Source organism: Microbacterium sp. F51-2R, assembly GCF_052180235.1.
Classification (GTDB): Bacteria; Actinomycetota; Actinomycetes; order Actinomycetales; family Microbacteriaceae; genus Microbacterium.
In genome coordinates this window covers 1179759-1197490 of sequence record NZ_CP197470.1, presented here as the reverse complement: position 1 = coordinate 1197490, position 17732 = coordinate 1179759, and the positions used below count along the sequence as shown (strand labels likewise).

The following is a 17732-nucleotide window of genomic DNA, read 5'->3' as shown; positions in this document are numbered from 1 at the left end:
GGTGGTTGGGCGGGTGGGTGGGCGGGGAGGGGCGCGGGACGAGGGGCGAGCGGGGGCTCCCGGTTCGCACAGACGGGCGCCGGTAAGCTTGTGCGGTGACTGTCCGGCTCTACGACACCAAGGCGCAGCAGCTGCGCGACTTCGTGCCCCTCGACCCCGGAAACGTCGCCGTCTACGTCTGCGGCCCCACGGTGCAGTCGGGCCCGCACATCGGCCACCTCCGCGGCGCGCTGAGCTTCGACATCCTGCGCCGCTGGCTCGCGCACCGCTATGGGCGCGTCACCTTCGTGCGCAACGTCACCGACATCGACGACAAGGTGCTCGTCAACGCCACCGACTCCGAGCCGTGGTGGGCGCTGGCCTACCGGATGGAGCTCGAGTTCTCGCGCGCGTACGCCGCGATCGGCATCCTTCCCCCCACGTACGAGCCGCGCGCGACGGCGTCGATCCCGCAGATGCTCGAGCTCATCGAGCGCCTCGTCGAGGCCGGCCACGCCTACCCCGCGAGCGACAGCGACGCCGGCCCCGACGCCGCCGGCGACGTCTACTTCGACGTGCGCTCGTGGCCCTCGTACGGGAGCCTCACCAACCAGTCGCTCGACGCGATGGAGCCCGCGCAGGACGCGGATCCGCGCGGCAAGCGCGACCCCCGGGACTTCGCACTGTGGAAGGGCGCGAAGCCCGGCGAGCCTGCCTCGGCCGTGTGGGACTCGCCGTGGGGCAAGGGGCGACCCGGGTGGCACATCGAGTGCTCGGCGATGTCGCGCCGCTACCTCGGGCCCGAGTTCGACATCCACGGCGGGGGTCTCGACCTGCGCTTCCCGCATCACGAGAACGAGCTCGCGCAGTCCACGGCGGCCGGAGACCCGTTCGCGCGGTACTGGGTGCACAACGGCCTCGTCACGGTCGGCGGGCAGAAGATGTCGAAGTCGCTGTTCAACTTCGTGCTCGCCGAAGACGTGCTGCGCGAGCGCGACCCGCTCGTCGTCCGCTATGCGCTGGCCGCCGCGCACTACCGGTCGAGCCTCGACATCACGCCCACCTCGTTCGACGAGGCGGAGGCGGCGATCGACCGCATCCGCACGTTCCTGCACCGCGCGGCGCGGATGCTCGCCGCCGACGGGGATCAGCGCGTCGAGGCATCCGTCCCGGAGCGGTTCGCGGCGGCGATGGATGACGATCTCGGCGTCCCCCAGGCGCTCGCCGTCGTGCACGAGACCGTGCGCGACGGCAACACGGCCCTCGACGCGGGCGACCGCGAGGCCGTGCTCCGGGCGTTCGGCGAGGTCGCCGTGATGACCGGGGTCCTCGGGGTCGACCCCGAGGATCCGAAGTGGCTCTCGGCAGAGCCCGGGCCCGAGGCTTCCGCTCTCGACGCCCTCCTGCAGACGATGATCGAGCAGCGCGGGCAGGCCCGCGCCGCGAAGGACTGGGCAGCGGCCGACCGCATTCGCGACGCGATCGCGGCGGCCGGCATCACCCTCGAAGACGGTCCCGACGGAACACATTGGAGTGTCGCGGACACTCCTGCGACGCGCAGCGGAGCCGACGCGGCCCGCGCAAAGGAGAACTGATGGCTAAGCCAGGGCGCCCCGGCGCGAGCAAGGGCGGCAAGGGTCCCACGAAGGGCTCGGGCGGCAAGAACAAGCGATCCCTCGAGGGGCGCGGACCCACGCCGAAGGCGGAGGACCGCGCCTGGCACCCCGCCGGCAAGCGCAAGGCCGCGGCCGAACGCTACGCCGCGGCGGGCGGCAAGGGTCGCGCGGGAGGCAAACCGCAGGGGTCGAACTCCGGCCGCGGCGGCCGCTCGAAGCAGGACGACGACACCGAGACGGTCACCGGCCGCAACTCCGTGCTCGAGGCCCTGCGCGCGAAGATCCCCGCGACGGCGCTCTACATCGCGCAGCGCGTCGAGATGGACGACCGCGTCAAGGAGATGCTGTCGATCGCGACGCACCGCGAGATCCCCGTCCTCGAGGTCACGAGGCCCGAACTGGACCGCATGGCGGGCTTCGACGGCGTGCACCAGGGCGTCGCCCTCAAGGTGCCGCCGTACACCTACGCGCACCCGCAGGATCTTCTCGAAGAGATCGTCGAGACCGGTGAGACCCCGCTCCTGGTGGCTCTGGACGGCGTGACCGATCCGCGCAACCTCGGCGCCATCATCCGCTCCACCGCGGCGTTCGGCGGGCAGGGCGTCGTGATCCCGCAGCGCCGCTCGGCGGGCGTCAACTCCGCCGCGTGGAAGACGAGCGCGGGCGCTGCCGCCCGCATCCCGGTCGCGATCGCGCCGAACCTCACGTCGACGCTCAAGGAGTTCAAGAAGCAGGGCGTCTTCGTGCTCGGCCTCGACGGCGGCGGCGATGTGCAGCTGCCGGAGCTGCAGCTCGCCGATCGTCCCGTCATCATCGTCGTCGGCTCGGAGGGCAAGGGCCTCTCGCGCCTGGTCACCGAGACGTGCGACCAGGTCGTGTCGATCCCGATCTCGGCGTCGACCGAGTCGCTCAACGCGGGGATCGCGACATCCGTCGCCCTGTACCAGGTGTCGACCATGCGCGCCGCCGGGGGCGACCACGCGTAACAGTCTTCATTCGAGGGAATGAACCGCCTCGGGCGTGCCTTGCACCTCGAGACACCGACGAAAGGAAGACCATGGCACGCATCGCCGTCATCGGGGGGACCGGCTACGCCGGCTCGCACATCGTGGCCGAGGGGGTGCGCCGCGGACACGACGTCGTCTCGGTCTCGCGCAGCATCCCGGCCGAGCGCATCCCGGGTGCGACCTACATCGAGGGGTCGATCGTCGACGCACCGGGCCTCGTCGCCGAGCTGCAGGGCGCCGACGCGGCGATCGTCGCCGTCGCACCGCGCGGCGACATGGCCGAGGTCGCGGTCGACTCCGTCCTCCAGTTCGCGCGCGAGCTCGCCGGCACGGGGACGCGGCTGGGCGTCGTGGGCGGCGCAGGCGGCTCGCTCTCGGAGCCCGGCGGCGCGCGCCTGATCGACCTGGACTTCCCCGAGGAGTACAAGGCCGAGGCGCAGACGGGCGTCGACATCCTCGAGGGCCTCCAGTCGACGCCGGACTCGCTCGACTGGTTCTTCGTGCACCCCGCCGAGGCGTTCGGCGCCTTCAATCCGGGGGAGCGCACCGGCAGCTACCGCAAGGGCGGCGACGTCGTCGTCCGCGACGACGAGGGCGTGTCGTTCATCTCCGGCGAAGACCTCGCCGTCGCGTTCATCGACGAGATCGAGACGCCCGCGCACCACCGCGAGCGTTTCACCGTCGGCTACTGACGGCGACAGGGTTCGGGATGCCGCGGCATCCGCCTCATACGGCTGTCGCATGCGTATCGACAGTCTTGTTGAACGCGTGGGCCATGTGACTGTTGCAGTTCCTCGAGATTCGGTTCAAAGTGTAAATCAGCGCTGAACAATCTCGAAGAGGAGACCTGATGAGCACGCCCGAACCCGCTCCCGCGCCCCACGCCGACGACTTCGCCACCGGCCGTCCGATCGCCTTCCGGAACGCCACGGTCATCACCGTCGACTCGGCCGGTGTGCTCGACCACGCCGACGTCCTGGTCGTGGGCGATCGCATCGAGGCCGTGGGGCCAGGCCTGGAGGTGCCCGAGGGCGCTCTCGAGATCGACGCGAGCGGCGGCATCCTGACTCCGGGGTTCATCGACACGCACCGCCACATGTGGCAGACCGCCCTGCGCGGCTACGGCGGCGACTGGGCGCTCAGCCAGTACTTCGTCTTCTACTACCTGCAGTGGGGCCAGGTCTTCCGCCCGGAGGACATCTACGCGGGCAACCTGCTCTCGGCGCTCGAGTCCGTCGACACCGGCGTCACGACGACCCTCGACTGGTCGCACGGCCTGCGCACGCCCGAGTACGGCGAGGCCGCGCTGCAGGCGTTCCGCGAGATCCCGGGCCGCTTCGTGCTCGGCTACGGCAACTACCTCGGCGCCCCGTGGGAGTGGGCGAACGCGCCGGAGTTCCGCCGGTTCGTGACCGACAACTTCAACGCCCCGAACGACATGCTCGGCCTGCAGCTGGCCTTCGATGTGCCGGGCGCGCCCGAGTTCCCCGAGCGCGGCGCCTTCGAGGCGGCGCGCGAGCTCGGCCTGCGCGTCACGACGCACGCGGGCGTGTGGGGCGCGACGACCGACACCGCCATCACGCAGATGTACGACGCCGGGTTCATGGACGACACGATCTGCTACGTGCACTCGAGCTCCCTCAACGAGCAGAGCTACCAGAAGATCGCCGCGACGGGCGGCACGGTCTCGGTCGCGACGGAGTCGGAGCAGAGCGCCGGACAGGGGTATCCGTCGAGCTGGGCGATCCGCAAGTACGGGATCCCCGCGTCGATCTCGATGGACACGAGCGTGTGGTGGAGCGCGGACTTCTTCTCGGCCATGCGCGCGACGCTGAGCGCCGACCGCTCGCGCGACCACCTCGAGGCGCACGCTCGCAACGAGACGATCGTCGCCAACCGCCTGCGGGCGGAGGATGTCGTGCACATGGCCACGATGGGAGGGGCGAAGTCCCTCGGCATGGAGGATCTCATCGGCTCGATCACGCCGGGCAAGAAGGCCGACCTCGTGCTCATCAAGAACGACGAGTCTCCCGCCATGACGCCGATCCTGAACCCGTACGCGCACGTCGTCTTCCAGGCGGGGACGGCGGATGTCCACACCGTCGTCGTCGACGGGAAGGTCGTGAAGTACGACGGCAAGCGCGTCGGCCTGCCCCTCGCGCCGATCGCCGCGAAGGTCGCCGACTCGGTCGAGTACGTGCGCGGGCAGCTCGGCGAGGATCGCTGGTTCGCCGACATGCACCCCGAGATCACCCCCGACGAGGAGATCGAGAACCCGTACAAGTACACGGAGGGCGATGCCCACGTGACCGCGAGCGGAGACGACCGATGATCCAGCACCTGGCGCTCTTCACCTTCAAGACGGGCACGACCGACGACGAGATCGCCGAGCTCACGCGGCAGCTGACCGAGATGGCGGCCGGCATCCCGGAGCTGCGCGGCTACCACGCCGGCCCGAATCTGCGGCTGCGGCCGAGCGATGCCGACTACGCCGTCTCGGCCGTCGTCGACGACGAGGCCGGGCTGACGGCCTATCTCGACTCCGACGCGCACAAGGCCGTGTACGACGCGATCCTCGGTCGCCTGGTGGAGAGGAGGCAGGCGGCGCAGCTCGACATCGGCCAGCCGAGATGACGCATCTGCCGATGCCTTCGCCGACCCGGCCCCGCGTTGCTTGACACAAGCGTGCAGTTTCAGTTCGCTTGGGTTTAGTATTACTGAACATTGAGAGCGCGACCCCGGAGCTTCCGGACGGCGCACCGCCTGCGCGAAGCCGCGCAGCCGAGCCGAGGACGATGTCGTCCTCACTGGAGGACACATGGCCAGATTCACGGTCCGCCGGGGGGCGGATGCCGAGTACCTGCCGCTCGGGCCGCTCGCGCCGGGCGCCGAAGGCCTGACCCGCTGGCGCGGAGTCGGCGAAGACGACGGCGCGGCGCACACCGACTTCGGCATCACCCGCATCGAGCCGGGCGGGCGCACGGCGACGCACGTGCACTCGTTCGAGGAGAGCTTCCACGTCATCGAGGGCGAGGTCGTCCTGGCGACCGCCGAGGCGACGGTCCACCTCGTCGCCGGCGACTACGGCGTGATCCCGATCGGCGTCCCCCACGCGTGGCGCGCCGTCGGCGAGTCGGGGGCCGCGTGGTCGGACCTGTTCACTCCGCCCGCCCGGGCGCGACACGGCTCCGACACATACCAGGTGCCCGAGCTTCCCGACGCCGAGCCCATCCGCGTCGACACGCGCGATCCCCGCACCCGCTCGTTCGGCAACATCACGGCCGAGCACATGAACCCGGGGCGGCAGTCGCAGCAGCTCCTCGCCGTCTCGGCGAGCATGCGCACGGCGCTCCTGGTCTACAGCGGCATCAGCCTCAAGATGATGGTCGACTCCGACCTCGGCGCGACGCTCGGAACGCTCTTCATGGTGCAGTACGAGCCCGACGGCAAGGCCGGTGCGCACGACCACCCCCTCGAGGAGGCGTACCTCATCACGGAGGGCGAGGTGGTGGCGACCTTCGACGGCGAGGAGTTCCTCCTGAAGGAGGGCGACATCGCATGGGCCGGGGTGGGCTGCGTCCACTCGTTCGCGGCGACGGGCGCCGAGGTGCGCTGGCTCGAGACGCAGGCACCGCAGATGCCGCCGCGCCACGCGTACCGCTTCGTGCGCGACTGGGACTACCTGACCGAGAAACTGGAGGAGGAGAAGTGACCGATCGCGTCATTCTCGTGGTGGGCGGGTCATCGGGCATCGGCCTCGAACTCGTCAAGGATCTCGTCGCCGGCGGAGACCGCGTCATCCTGACCAGCCGCGACCAGCAGAAGGCCGAGGCCGTCGCGGCGGAGCTCGGGCCCCTCGCGGAGGGCATCGCGGTCGACTGCTCCGAGCCCGAGCGGATCGCCGGGGACCTGGCCGGCGTCGGGCGGCTCGACGGGCTCGTCGTGAGCGCGATCGAGCGCGACGCCAACACGATCCGCGAGTACGACATCGCCAAGGCCCGGCGCCTCATCACGCTGAAGCTCATCGGCTACACCGAGACCGTCCACACGCTGCTGGACCGCTTGGAGCCGTCGGTCGACACCGGCATCGTGCTCTTCGGCGGGCGGGCCAAGGATGCCCCGTACCCGGGCTCCACGACCGTGTCGACGATCAACGGCGGCGTCGACGGACTCATGAACACGCTCGCGCACGAGCTGGCGCCCATCCGCGTCAACTCGCTGCACCCGGGCATCATCGGCGACAGCCCGTTCTGGGCGGCCAAGCCCGAGGGTGTGCTCAGCGGCTACCAGAGCCGCACGCCCGGCGGCGAGCTGGCGACGATGGCCGACATCGTCGACGCGACGAAGTTCCTCCTGTTCAACCGCGGGGTCTCGGCGCACAGCCTCAACGTCGACCGCGGCTGGCGCATCACCTGACCCGCGGCATCCGCACCCGAACGAGAAGAAGTGGAGTAGGACGATGAGCATCGCGACACGCGGCAACATGGGTGTCGACTGGGAGGCGCGGGTCGACTTCGACCGACTGCGCGAAGAGCGCCTCGCGCGTCTGCGAGCCGAGCTCGAGCGGTCCTCGCTCGGAGCGGTGCTCGCCTTCGACTTCGGCAACATCCGATACGCGTCGGCCACTCACATCGGCACGTGGGCGATGGACAAGCTCATCCGCTTCTGTCTCGTCACGCGCCACAGCGACCCCATCGTGTGGGACTTCGGGTCGGCGGCCAAGCACCACGACCTGCTCAATCCGTGGCTGCACGATACGCACATGGAGGCGGATGCCGATCCCCACGCGCCGCACCACGGTGCCAAGCGCCCGCGGCTGGAGTCCGGCGCCCGCGCCGGCATCTCGACGCTCCGCGGCGCCTTCCCGCCCGGTGCCGGCATCGCCGAGGAGGTCGCCCGCAAGGTCAAGCGAGAGCTCGAGAAGTTCGGCGTCCAGAACGAGCCGCTCGGCGTCGACATCGTCGAGCTCCCCGTCCTGTTCGCCCTGCAGAACGCCGGCATCCAGGTCGTCGACGGGCAGCAGGTCTTCCTCGAGGCGCGCCGCATCAAGACGCCCGACGAGATCACGCTGCTCACGACGGCGGCCTCGATGGTCGACTCCGCATACGACCAGCTCTACGAGTTCCTCCGCCCCGGCGTGCGCGAGAACGAGTGCGTCGGCCTCGTCGCCAAGGCGCTCTACGACCAGGGCTCCGAATACGTCGAGGGCGTCAACGCCATCTCGGGGGAGCGGTGCGCCCCGCACCCGCACGTCTACTCCGACCGGGCGGTGCGCCCCGGAGACCCGGCGTTCTTCGACATCCTGCACTCCTTCAACGGGTATCGCACGTGCTACTACCGCACGTTCGCGGTGGGCTCGGCGAGCCGGGCGCAGGTCGACGCGTACAAACGGGCGCGCGAGTACATGGACGTCGCGATCGCCACCGTGAAGCCCGGCGCGACGACCGCCGACATCGTGTCGCTCTGGCCGACCGCGCAGGAGTTCGGCTTCCCCGACGAGGAGGCCGCCTTCGCGCTGCAGTACGGCCACGGCGTGGGCCTGTCGATCTGGGAGAAGCCGATCTTCTCGCGGCTCACCTCGCTCGACCACCCCGAGGAGCTGCAGGAGGGCATGGTGTTCGCCCTCGAGACGTACTGGCCGGCCGCCGACGGCTGGGGTGCGGCGCGCATCGAGGAGGAGCTCGTCGTGACGGCGGACGGGTGTGAAGTCATCACGAAGTTCCCGGCCGAGGATCTGCTCGTGGCAGGAGGCGGGCGTTACTTCACAGTGAACGGTCCGCTCCCCGGGATCCGCGACTCGCAGTCCCACCTGAACACTCCGGAAGGCCGGGGGGAGACCGACGGCTGAGGATGCTGCGCTCGCGGCGGCGCTCTCCGAACGGCGTGTGCGGGCCGCGGGCACCATCCTCACGCTGCTCATCTTCTGGTCGACGCTCGACCGCTCCCTGATCCTCCCGCTCGTCCCGACGATCGCCCGCGAGCTCGCGGCGCCCGTCGAGGTCGCGGCGATGGCGATCACGTTCCACGCGCTCGCCTACTCGGGGCTCCAGATCGTGTGGGGACCCCTGTCGACCCGGTGGGGGCGCGTGCGCGTGCTTGTCCTGTCGACGGCGATCGCAGCCGGCGCGAACGTCGCGAGCGCCGTGGCGCCCGACATCGTGTCGTTCCTCGTCGCGCGCACGGTCTCGGGCGGCGCGTTCGCGGCGACGTTCGCCGCGGTGCTCACGTATTTCGGCGACTCGCTGCCGCTGGAGCGCCGCCCCGCCGCGATGTCGAATCTCGCCGCGGCGACGGCGCTCGGCCTCGCCCTCGGCACCCTCGTGTCCGGCGCCGTCGCGAGCTGGACGTCGTGGCGGTGGATCTTCGCCGTCTTCGCCGTCGTGACGGGCGTTCTGGCCTGGGCGATCGCGCGCCTGCCCGATCCGGGCGTCCCCAGCGACGAGCGGCTCTCGCGGCAGGTCGGGCGGCTCGTGCGCAATCGGTGGGCGCTCGCCGTCTGCGGCCTCACGGCGCTCGAGGGCTTCCTCCTCATCGGCGTCTTCAACCTGCTGCCGATCGCGCTGCAGCAGGCGGGCACCGACGTGTTCCTCTCGGGGCTCACGACCTCGGCCTTCGGTCTCGCCGTCGTCGTGCTGAGCCAGGTCATGAAGCTCTTCGTCGCGCGCGTGCCGGCGTGGCTGTTCATCGCCCTCGGCGGCGCCTGCGCCGTCCTCGCCTTCGTCGTGCTCGTGGGGCAGGTCTCACCGGTGGCGGTGCTCGTCGGGGCCGCGCTCATGGGCGCGGGCTGGGCCTTCGCGCACACGACGCTGCAGACGTGGATGACGGATGCCGCCGCCCGCACGCGTGCGCTCGGCATGACGCTCTTCTCCATCTCGCTCATGCTGGGCGGCGCGATCGGTGCCGCCGTGGGCGGGGCCGCCGCGGGACAGCACGCGTTCCCGGCGCTCTTCGCCGTCGCGATCGCCGGATCGGTCGTCTTCACGATCGTGGGCGGCCTGGCGCGATCGCGCTACGCGGTGCGCGGGGAGTAGCGCGCCGCGGCACATCGCAATGTGCACTTTAACTTCACCAATGTGCAGTGACACTTGACAGGCGTACTGGTCTGTTGCTGTACTGGTCGAACCAGCGGCTCCCAGCAGGACTCCCCGACGATGTGGAAGGTCTGAAACTCGGTGTTCGAACCCGTCTTCCTCGCGCAGCAGGTGCTCAACGGCTTGAGCTTCGGCGCGCTGCTCTTCCTCCTCGCGAGCGGTCTCACGCTCGTGTTCGGCCTCATGCGCATCATCAACCTCGCGCACGGCGCCTTCTACATGCTCGGCGGCTACATCGGCGTCGTCGTGGCGGGCCTCACGGGCAACCTCCTCGTCGCGGTCATCGCCGCCGTCGTCGCCGTCGCCGTGACGGCCCTCATCGTCGAGGTGGGCCTGCTGCGCTTCGTGCGCGGTCAGGAGCTGCCCGAGGTGCTGCTGACGGTCGGCGTCTCGTTCGTCATCGCCGACCTGTGCCTGGCGATCTTCGGCGGAGACCCGCGGACCCTTCCCCTCTCCGCCATGATCACCGGCTCGCTCCAGATCGGGAACCTCACCTACCCCCTGTACCGGATCTTCGTCATGGTGGTCGCCGTCGTCATCGGCGTCGCGCTCGCCCTCGTGCAGAACCGCACGCGCGTCGGTGCGGTCGTCCGCGCCGGCGTCGACGACCGCGAGATCATCTCCGCGATGGGCGTCAACATCCGCTGGGTGTTCACGGGCATGTTCATCGTCGGTGCCGCGCTCGCCGCGATCGGCGGGACCATCGGCGCCGGCATGATGAGCATCCGGCCGGGCATCCAGGACGAGGTGCTGCTCTACGCCCTCGTCGTCGTCATCATCGGCGGGCTCGGCAGCGTGCCGGGCGCCGCGGTGGGCAGCGTCCTGATCGGTCTCATCGACGCGTTCGCGAAGGCGTGGATCCCAGACCTCGCCTACTTCACGATCTTCGCGCCGATGGCGCTCGTGCTCGTCCTCCGCCCCACCGGGCTGTTCGGAAAGGCAGCCTGATGGCCACGAAGTTCGTCGAGACCCGGACGATCCGCACGATCGGGGCGCCGCGCAGCACGCGCACACGGCTGATCACGATCGTGGTGCTCGTCGTGCTGCTCGGCTTCGCCGTCGCGCTGCCCTACCTCGGCACGACCTCGTACGCGATGTCGCTCGTCACGACGATCTTCATCGCGGCGATCCTCGCCTCGAGCGTCAACTTCCTCGTGGGGGACGGCGGCATGGCCTCGCTCGGGCATGCCGGCATCGCCGCGGCATCCGGATACGGCGCAGCGTGGGCGACGCGCCAGGGGATGGACGCGTGGGGCCAGGTGACGATCGCGCTGAGCATCACGATCGTCGTCTCGCTCGTCTACGGCGTGCTGTCGATGCGCACGAGCGGCATCTACTTCCTGATGGTGACGCTGGCCGTCGGAATGGTCATCTTCGGCCTCGCGTACCGGCTCTCGTTCGTCACGGGCGGCGAGAACGGCATCACGGGCATCCAGCGCCCGCCGTTCCTCGCCGAGTACTGGATGTTCTATTGGTTCATCCTCGGCATCTTCGTGCTGACGACGCTGCTCCTGTGGGTCATCGCGCGCTCGCCGTTCGGCGCGAGCCTGCGCGGACTGCGCGACAGCGAGAGCCGCATGCGCAGCCTCGGGTACTCGGTCGCCTCGTACAAGCTCGGCGCCTTCATGATCTCGGGCACGATCGCGGGTCTTGCCGGCCTCCTCTCGGTCTGGCACACGCACTTCATCAGCCCGTCGGCTGCGGGCGTGCACCGCTCGGTGCTGCTCATCGTCATGGTGATCCTGGGCGGCGTCGGCACGACGTTCGGCCCCCTCGTCGGAGCCGCCGTCGTCGTGCTCGTCGAGAACGTGCTCTCCAATGCGGTCGAGCGCTGGCCCACGATCCTCGGTCTCATCTTCATCCTCGTGATCCTGTTCGCCCGCGCGGGCATCGTCGGCAGTACCCAGAAGCTCATCCGACGCATCCGCCGACGAAGGTCTGGGGCGCCACCCGGCGACACGGACCTGCACCAAGAAACAGCCATCCCCGATGGCGAACTCACAGCACGAAAGGAACTGCCATGAAGTCAACGAAGACCTCGGCCCGCACCCGGTGGGCCGGCGCAGCGGGGCTCAGCATCGTCGCCGCGCTCGCGCTCGCCGCGTGTGCTCCCCCCGGAGGAGCCGAGCCGGAGGCCGCGCCCTCCGAGTCGACGGCGTCCGGCACCCTCAAGGTCGGCTACATCTCGCCGATCACGGGCAACTTCGCCATCGCCGGCCAGGAGATGGTCGACGGCTGGAACCTCTACTGGGAGCTCAACGGCGACGAGGTCAACGGCGTGACGGTCGAGACGATCGTCGAGGACGACGCGGGCAACCCCGAGACCTCCCTCACCAAGGCCAAGAAGCTCGTCGAGTCGGACGGCGTCGATGTCGTCGTCGGCCCGCTCCTGGCCAACACCGCCCTCGCCGTCGCGGCGTACACGTCGAGCGTCGGCATCCCGAACCTCCACCCCGTCGCCGCGGCGGACGACCTCACGCAGCGCGCCGCCAACGACCTCACGGTCCGCACGGGCTCGCAGTCGGGCTCGCAGACCAACTACCCCGGTGGCGTCTGGGCGGCAGAAGAAGGCTACAAGACGGCCGTCACGCTCTGCCCCGACTACGCGTTCGGCTGGGAATCGTGCGCCGGGTTCAAGCAGGGCTTCGAGTCGGAGGGCGGCGAGGTCACGGCCCAGTACTGGTTCCCCAACGGCACGTCGGACTTCTCGACCTACGTCTCGCAGATCCAGGCCGCGGGCGCCGATGTCGCGTTCGTCGCGACGGCCGGCGGCGCTCCCGGACCCGACTTCCTGCGCAGCTTCCTCGGGCTCGGGCTCGCCGACAGCCAGCCCCTCCTCATGAACTGCTGCAGCATGGACCAGGCCACCCTGCGTGCGCTCGGCTCCGAGATCGAGGGCTTCAACTCGGTCAGCTACTGGGCCGAGGGCCGCGACAGCGACGTCGTCCGCGAGTTCTCCGACGCGTACGGCGAGAAGTACGACGGCAAGCTGCCGTCCGCCAACGTCGCCGGCGGCTACATGACGGCGAGCCTCGTCGCCGCCGTCCTGAAGGAGAACGGCCTGGTGACCGGCGAGGACCTCGTCTCGGCCATCACGGACTTCACCTTCGACGACAGCATCTTCGGCAAGGTGTCGTGGGACGACTACAACAACACGGTCGGCCCGGTGTACATCCGCGAGGTCAAGGAGGTCGACGGCAAGCTCGCCAACGTGCCGATCAAGACCTACGAAGGCGTCGACCAGTGGCTGGGCAAGGACCCCGAAGAGGCCCTCAAGCAGCCGTCCTACAGCCAGTCGTTCCAGGGATAGCAGTGCACACAGTGACGGATCAGGCGAAGGTCCCGGGCCCTCAGGGGCCCGGGGCCCCCGCCCCGGCGCTCGTCATCGCGGGCCTCGGGAAGCGGTACGGCGGCGTGCAGGCCGTCGACGGCATCTCGCTCGAGCTCGCCCCCGGCGAGCGGATGGGCGTGATCGGACCCAACGGAGCGGGCAAGACGACCCTCTTCAAGATGATCGCGGGCGATGTGCGGCCGACGGCCGGCACGGTCGAGATCCTCGGGAGAGACGTCACGCGCATGGGCGCGGCGCGGCGCGCCCGCCTCGGCGTCGGCCGCACGTTCCAGGTCTCGAACCTGTTCCGTGACATGTCGGTGCTCGACAACGTGCGGGTCGCCGCACGCGGCGGCACTGCGAAGGCCCGGGTCTTCTGGCGGACGCAGGGGATGACGGATGACGTGACCCGGCGCGCTCTCGAGCAGCTGGAGGCCGTCGGGCTCACCGCCCGTCAGGACGACACCGTCGCCGACCTCTCCCACGGCGAGCAGCGCCAGCTCGAGATCGCGATGGCCCTCGTCGGCGAGCCGGCGATCCTGCTCCTCGACGAGCCCGCAGCGGGCCTGTCGGCCGTCGAGCGCACGACGCTGCGCGGCCTCATCGAGGACCTTCCCCGGACGCTCCCCATCCTGCTCATCGAGCACGACATGACGCTCGCCCTCGGCCTGACCGACCGCGTCATGTGCATGGAGAACGGACGCCACGTCGTCACGGGCACGCCCGACGAGGTGCGCGAGAACGAGAAGGTCAAAGAGATCTACCTGGGAAGGCGCGACAAGAAGTGACGCTCGAGGTCAAGGATCTGCACGTCGGCTACGCGACGGCGGGAGTGCTCTACGGTGTCGACTTCACCGTCGGCCAGGGGCAGAGCGTGGCGCTGCTGGGACGCAACGGCATGGGCAAGACGACGCTCGTGCGGGCGATCTGCGGCCTGCACCCGCCGACCGTGTCGAGCGGCTCGATCGTCTACGACGGCGTCGACATCACGCGCCGCGCGAGCCACCAGATCTCGCGTGCCGGGATCGCCGTCGTCCCGCAGGGCCGGCGCGTGTTCGGCTCGCTCACGGTGCGCGAGAACCTCACCGTCGTGCCGCGGCGCGCGGCCGCGCAGACCGACGAGCCGTGGACCGTCGACCGGGTCTTCGACTTCTTCCCCCGCCTCGCCGAGCGCGCCGGCTCCATGGCCCGCTCCCTCTCGGGCGGCGAGCAGCAGATGCTCGCGATCGGCCGGGCGCTCATGACCAACCCCACGCTGCTCATCATGGACGAGCCGAGCGAGGGCCTGGCCCCCAGCATCCTCGACGTCATCCAGGACCGCCTCGAGGGCCTGCGCTCGTCGGGCCTGTCCATCCTCATCGCCGAGCAGAACGTCGACCTCGCCCTCGATGTCGCCGAGCACGTCATCGTCATCGACGACTCCGGCACCATCGCCTGGTCCGGCGCGCCCGCCGACCTCCGCTCCGACTCGGCCCTCCTCGAGCGCCACCTGAGCATCTGAGCGCCGTCATGCCCGCATCCCCTGCCACCGCCCTGCCCATCGTGGACCTCGTGCTCCACGGCGGCCGCATCTCGACCATGGCCCGCCCCGGCGAAGGCCCCGCCGAGGTCGAATCCGTCGCGATCGCGGCCGGCCGCGTCATCGCCGTCGGCAGCGACGCCGAGCTCGAGCCGCTCCGGGCCCTCGCCGCGAGGACCGTCGATCTCGCCGGCCGCCGGGCGATTCCCGGTCTCAACGACTCGCACATCCACGCCGTGCGGGCGGGCGTCTCGTGGACCCGCACGATGCACTGGGAAGACGTCCGGTCCCTCCGCGAGGCCCTCGCCCGCACCGCGTCCGACGCGCAGCGCCGGGGTCCGGGGGAGTGGGTCAGCGTCATCGGCGGCTGGCACGCCTCGCAGCTCGCGGAGGGCCGCTGCCCGACGCGTGCCGAGCTCGACGCGGCCGCGCCCGACAACCCCGTGTACGTCCAGGAGCTCTACGACCGCGGCATCCTGAACACCGCCGGTCTTGCCGCCTGCGGCTTCACCGACGCGTCCGCCGACCCGCCGCGCGGACACCTCGTGCGCGATGGGAGCGGCCGCCTCACCGGCGAGATCCGTGGTGTGGGCGCCTTCGCGATCCCGACGGCGCTCGCCCTGGCGACGACGGCGACGGATGCCGAGGCCGGCGTCCGTGCGATGGCCGACGCGTTCGCGCGGCACGGCCTCACGGGTGTCGTCGACGGCGGCGGGCTGCTCGTCACACCGCGCGACTACGACCCGCTGTACGCCGTGTGGCGCGCCGGCGACCTGGGCCTGCGGCACCGCCTGTTCATCTCGGCGTGGAACCGCGGGGGAGAGGTCGACGACATCGACCGGCTGACGACGCTCGTCCAGCCGGTGAGCGGCGACGCCATGCTGCGGATCGCCGGCGTCGGCGAGATCCCGCACCTCGGCTGCCACGACATGGAGGGGCTCGATCCGTTCGCGCTGAGCGACGCCGCCTACGCGGAGCTCGTCGAGATCGTGCGGCTGTGCGCGCAGCGCGGCTGGCGGATGAGCGTCCACGCCGTGCTCGATGCGACCCTCACGAGGATCATCGACGCGTGGGAGCAGATCGAGCGCGAGACGGGTCTCGTCGCGGGACGCGGCTTCTCGATCGTGCACGCCGATGAGGCGAGCCCCGACAACCTCGCACGGCTCGCGCGGCTGGGCGCCGGCATCCTGGTGCAGAACCGCCTCGTGCTGAAGGGCGGCGACTACGTCGACGCGTGGGGCGCCGAGGCGTCGTCGGCGGCGCCGCCCATCGGGACGATCCGCGACCTCGGGATCGTCATCGGCGCCGGCACCGACGCGACGCGTGCGAACTGGTTCTCGCCGTGGGCGTCGATCTGGTGGCTCGTGACCGGCGGCACGCTCGACGGGCGCGGCACTCGATCGGAGGAGCACCGGATGCCTCGGCACGACGCGCTCGCCGCGTACACCCGCGACGCCGCCTGGTTCACGGGCGAGCAGGACCATCGGGGCCGGCTGCTGCCGGGGTTCGACGGCGACCTGTGCGTCCCGACGATCGATCCCTTCGACTGCGCGGACGACGAGCTTCGCGACATCCTGAGCGACCTCACGGTGCTCGGGGGTCGCGTGACACATGACAGCGGCGTGCTGACCGGCACGCGGCACGAAGAAGAGGAGACGGAATGACCAGTGCGGTCCCCGCCCCGCGACGCGTGGGCAATGCGGAGATCATCCACCACGAGGGCTATGACGACACCATCGTGAGCCCCTTCGTGCCGGCCATGCGCGTCGTGTCCAACGCGCGGCTCGTCTTCATCAGCGGCGTCACGGGGGCACCGGTCTACCACGACCACCCGCACATCCCCGAGGTCTTCGACGCGATGCCGGCCGATGCCGCGGGGCAGGTGCAGAACGCCTTCGACCATCTCGACGCGGCGCTCGCGGCGGCCGGCTGTCAGCGGCACGATGTGGTCAACATGATCCGCTTCTTCACGGATGTCGCCGCCGACCAGGACGTCGTCAACGCGCATCAGGCCGCGTGGTTCGGCGGTCACATCCCCACCAGCACGACGGTCGAGGTCACGCGCCTCGCCACCGACCCCCGACTCCGGTTCGAGTTCCACGTGGTCGCCGCGGCGCCCGCCGACTGAAGCCCGTCCCCCCTGCATCCCGCGCCGAGGGTCGCGCGGGCACGACACACACCGAGGAGAATGAGATGACCGACACCAAGCCGACCGTGGGATGGATCGGAGCGGGCCGCATGGGCTTCCAGCTCGCCAAGCGCCTGCTCGACGCGGGCTACGACGTCGCCGTGTACAACCGCACGCGCCAGAAGGCCGAGCCGCTCACCGAGTTCGGCGCGACGATCGTCGACCGGCCCGCCGACCTCGCCGACCGCGATGTGGTGTTCAGCATGGTGTCGGCCTCGAAGGACCTCGAGACGGTCATGCTCGGGCCCGACGGACTGCTGAGCGACCCCGACCGCGCGCCGAAGGCGATCGCGGATGCCTCGACCGTGTCGGTCGAGGCGAGCGCCGTCGTCCGCGAAGCCGCCGAGGCGCGGGGGATCGGGTTCCTCGCGACGCCGGTGTCGGGGAACCCCAAGGTCATATCGGTCGGCAAGCTCACGGTCGCAGCCTCCGGGCCGCGCGAGGTCTACGACCTCTTCGAGCCGCTGCTGGAGACGTGGGGCCGCGGCGTCACGTACGTCGGCGAGGGCGAGGTCGCGCGCATCGTGAAGATCGCGCACAACGTCTTCCTCGGCGTCGTCATCCAGTCACTCGCCGAGATCACGGTCCTCGCCGAGAAGGCCGGCGTCTCGCGCGAGGCGTTCCTGTCGTTCCTCAACGACTCGGTCATGGGCTCGGTCTTCACGAAGTACAAGACCCCGGCGCTCGTGAACCTCGACTTCACGCCGACGTTCACGAACGTGCTGCTGCAGAAGGACTTCGACCTCGGGCTCGCGGCCGCCAAGGATCTCGGCGTCGTCATGCCCGTGGCATCCGTCACCCGAAACCTGGTGGCGCAGGAAGTGGGCAACGGCAACGTCGATCAGGACTTCGCCTCGCTCATCCTGACGATCGCCCGCGGCTCGGGCCTGGACATCGCGCCGGAGGAGGCGGCCGTCAGCGACGGCCTCGAGAGCTGATGGGCGCCCACCACCGACACGGCTCGAGCCGTGCCTTCGAGCGACCCGTCGCAAGGCCGCCGG

17 protein-coding genes are annotated in these 17732 nt (G+C 70.4%); all 17 read left to right on the top strand.

Going from position 1 to position 17732, the window contains the following annotated elements:
• Positions 1-95 precede the first annotated feature (95 nt).
• The 17 genes from cysS to ACSBPH_RS05320 all read left to right on the top strand — a co-directional run bounded on the left by cysS (position 96) and on the right by ACSBPH_RS05320 (position 17669).
• A complete protein-coding gene (cysS, locus tag ACSBPH_RS05400) occupies positions 96-1574 on the top strand; it encodes a cysteine--tRNA ligase (protein ID WP_442576573.1) in 1479 nt (492 codons plus the stop codon).
• Positions 1574-2581 (top strand): 23S rRNA (guanosine(2251)-2'-O)-methyltransferase RlmB, encoded by a 1008-nt coding sequence (rlmB, locus tag ACSBPH_RS05395; RefSeq protein WP_442576572.1) that lies wholly within the window; start codon positions 1574-1576, stop codon positions 2579-2581. Before cysS ends, rlmB begins: the two co-directional genes overlap by 1 nt.
• Positions 2582-2652: 71 nt before the next feature.
• On the top strand, positions 2653-3294 hold the full coding sequence (locus tag ACSBPH_RS05390; RefSeq protein WP_442576571.1) for an NAD(P)-dependent oxidoreductase: 642 nt from the start codon (positions 2653-2655) through the stop codon (positions 3292-3294).
• 158 nt (positions 3295-3452) lie between these two features.
• A complete protein-coding gene (locus tag ACSBPH_RS05385) occupies positions 3453-4934 on the top strand; it encodes an amidohydrolase family protein (RefSeq protein ID WP_442576570.1) in 1482 nt (493 codons plus the stop codon).
• A complete protein-coding gene (locus tag ACSBPH_RS05380) occupies positions 4931-5236 on the top strand; it encodes a Dabb family protein (protein WP_442576569.1) in 306 nt (101 codons plus the stop codon). The genes ACSBPH_RS05385 and ACSBPH_RS05380 overlap by 4 nt, the downstream gene beginning before the upstream one ends.
• Before the next feature lie 184 nt (positions 5237-5420).
• Positions 5421-6314 carry a cupin domain-containing protein gene (locus tag ACSBPH_RS05375; RefSeq protein WP_442576568.1) on the top strand — a complete coding sequence of 298 codons (894 nt, stop codon included), beginning with the start codon at positions 5421-5423 and terminating at the stop codon, positions 6312-6314.
• Positions 6311-7018: an SDR family NAD(P)-dependent oxidoreductase gene (locus tag ACSBPH_RS05370; protein WP_442576567.1), complete on the top strand. Its 708-nt coding sequence runs from the start codon at positions 6311-6313 to the stop codon at positions 7016-7018. Before ACSBPH_RS05375 ends, ACSBPH_RS05370 begins: the two co-directional genes overlap by 4 nt.
• A gap of 43 nt (positions 7019-7061) precedes the next feature.
• Positions 7062-8450 (top strand): M24 family metallopeptidase, encoded by a 1389-nt coding sequence (locus tag ACSBPH_RS05365; RefSeq protein ID WP_442576566.1) that lies wholly within the window; start codon positions 7062-7064, stop codon positions 8448-8450.
• Between the two features lie 37 nt (positions 8451-8487).
• Positions 8488-9633, top strand: coding sequence for an MFS transporter (locus tag ACSBPH_RS05360; protein ID WP_442576565.1), 1146 nt, complete (start codon positions 8488-8490; stop codon positions 9631-9633).
• A gap of 141 nt (positions 9634-9774) precedes the next feature.
• Positions 9775-10641, top strand: a complete 867-nt coding sequence (locus tag ACSBPH_RS05355) for a branched-chain amino acid ABC transporter permease (protein ID WP_442576564.1) — start codon at positions 9775-9777, stop codon at positions 10639-10641.
• The gene (locus ACSBPH_RS05350) at positions 10641-11717 is read left to right on the top strand and encodes a branched-chain amino acid ABC transporter permease (protein ID WP_442576563.1); all 1077 of its coding nucleotides are present in this window, start codon (positions 10641-10643) and stop codon (positions 11715-11717) included. The genes ACSBPH_RS05355 and ACSBPH_RS05350 overlap by 1 nt, the downstream gene beginning before the upstream one ends.
• The gene (locus ACSBPH_RS05345; RefSeq protein ID WP_442576562.1) at positions 11714-13003 is read left to right on the top strand and encodes an ABC transporter substrate-binding protein; all 1290 of its coding nucleotides are present in this window, start codon (positions 11714-11716) and stop codon (positions 13001-13003) included. Before ACSBPH_RS05350 ends, ACSBPH_RS05345 begins: the two co-directional genes overlap by 4 nt.
• Positions 13004-13014: 11 nt before the next feature.
• On the top strand, positions 13015-13812 hold the full coding sequence (locus tag ACSBPH_RS05340; RefSeq protein ID WP_442576561.1) for an ABC transporter ATP-binding protein: 798 nt from the start codon (positions 13015-13017) through the stop codon (positions 13810-13812).
• Entirely contained in the window at positions 13809-14525 is a 717-nt protein-coding gene (locus tag ACSBPH_RS05335; protein WP_442576560.1) for an ABC transporter ATP-binding protein, read from the top strand. The genes ACSBPH_RS05340 and ACSBPH_RS05335 overlap by 4 nt, the downstream gene beginning before the upstream one ends.
• A gap of 8 nt (positions 14526-14533) precedes the next feature.
• The gene (locus ACSBPH_RS05330; protein WP_442576559.1) at positions 14534-16207 is read left to right on the top strand and encodes an amidohydrolase; all 1674 of its coding nucleotides are present in this window, start codon (positions 14534-14536) and stop codon (positions 16205-16207) included.
• Complete coding sequence (locus ACSBPH_RS05325; protein WP_442576558.1) at positions 16204-16671, top strand: RidA family protein; 468 nt, start codon at positions 16204-16206, stop codon at positions 16669-16671. The genes ACSBPH_RS05330 and ACSBPH_RS05325 overlap by 4 nt, the downstream gene beginning before the upstream one ends.
• Positions 16672-16736: 65 nt before the next feature.
• On the top strand, positions 16737-17669 hold the full coding sequence (locus tag ACSBPH_RS05320) for an NAD(P)-dependent oxidoreductase (protein ID WP_442576557.1): 933 nt from the start codon (positions 16737-16739) through the stop codon (positions 17667-17669).
• Positions 17670-17732 lie beyond the last annotated feature (63 nt).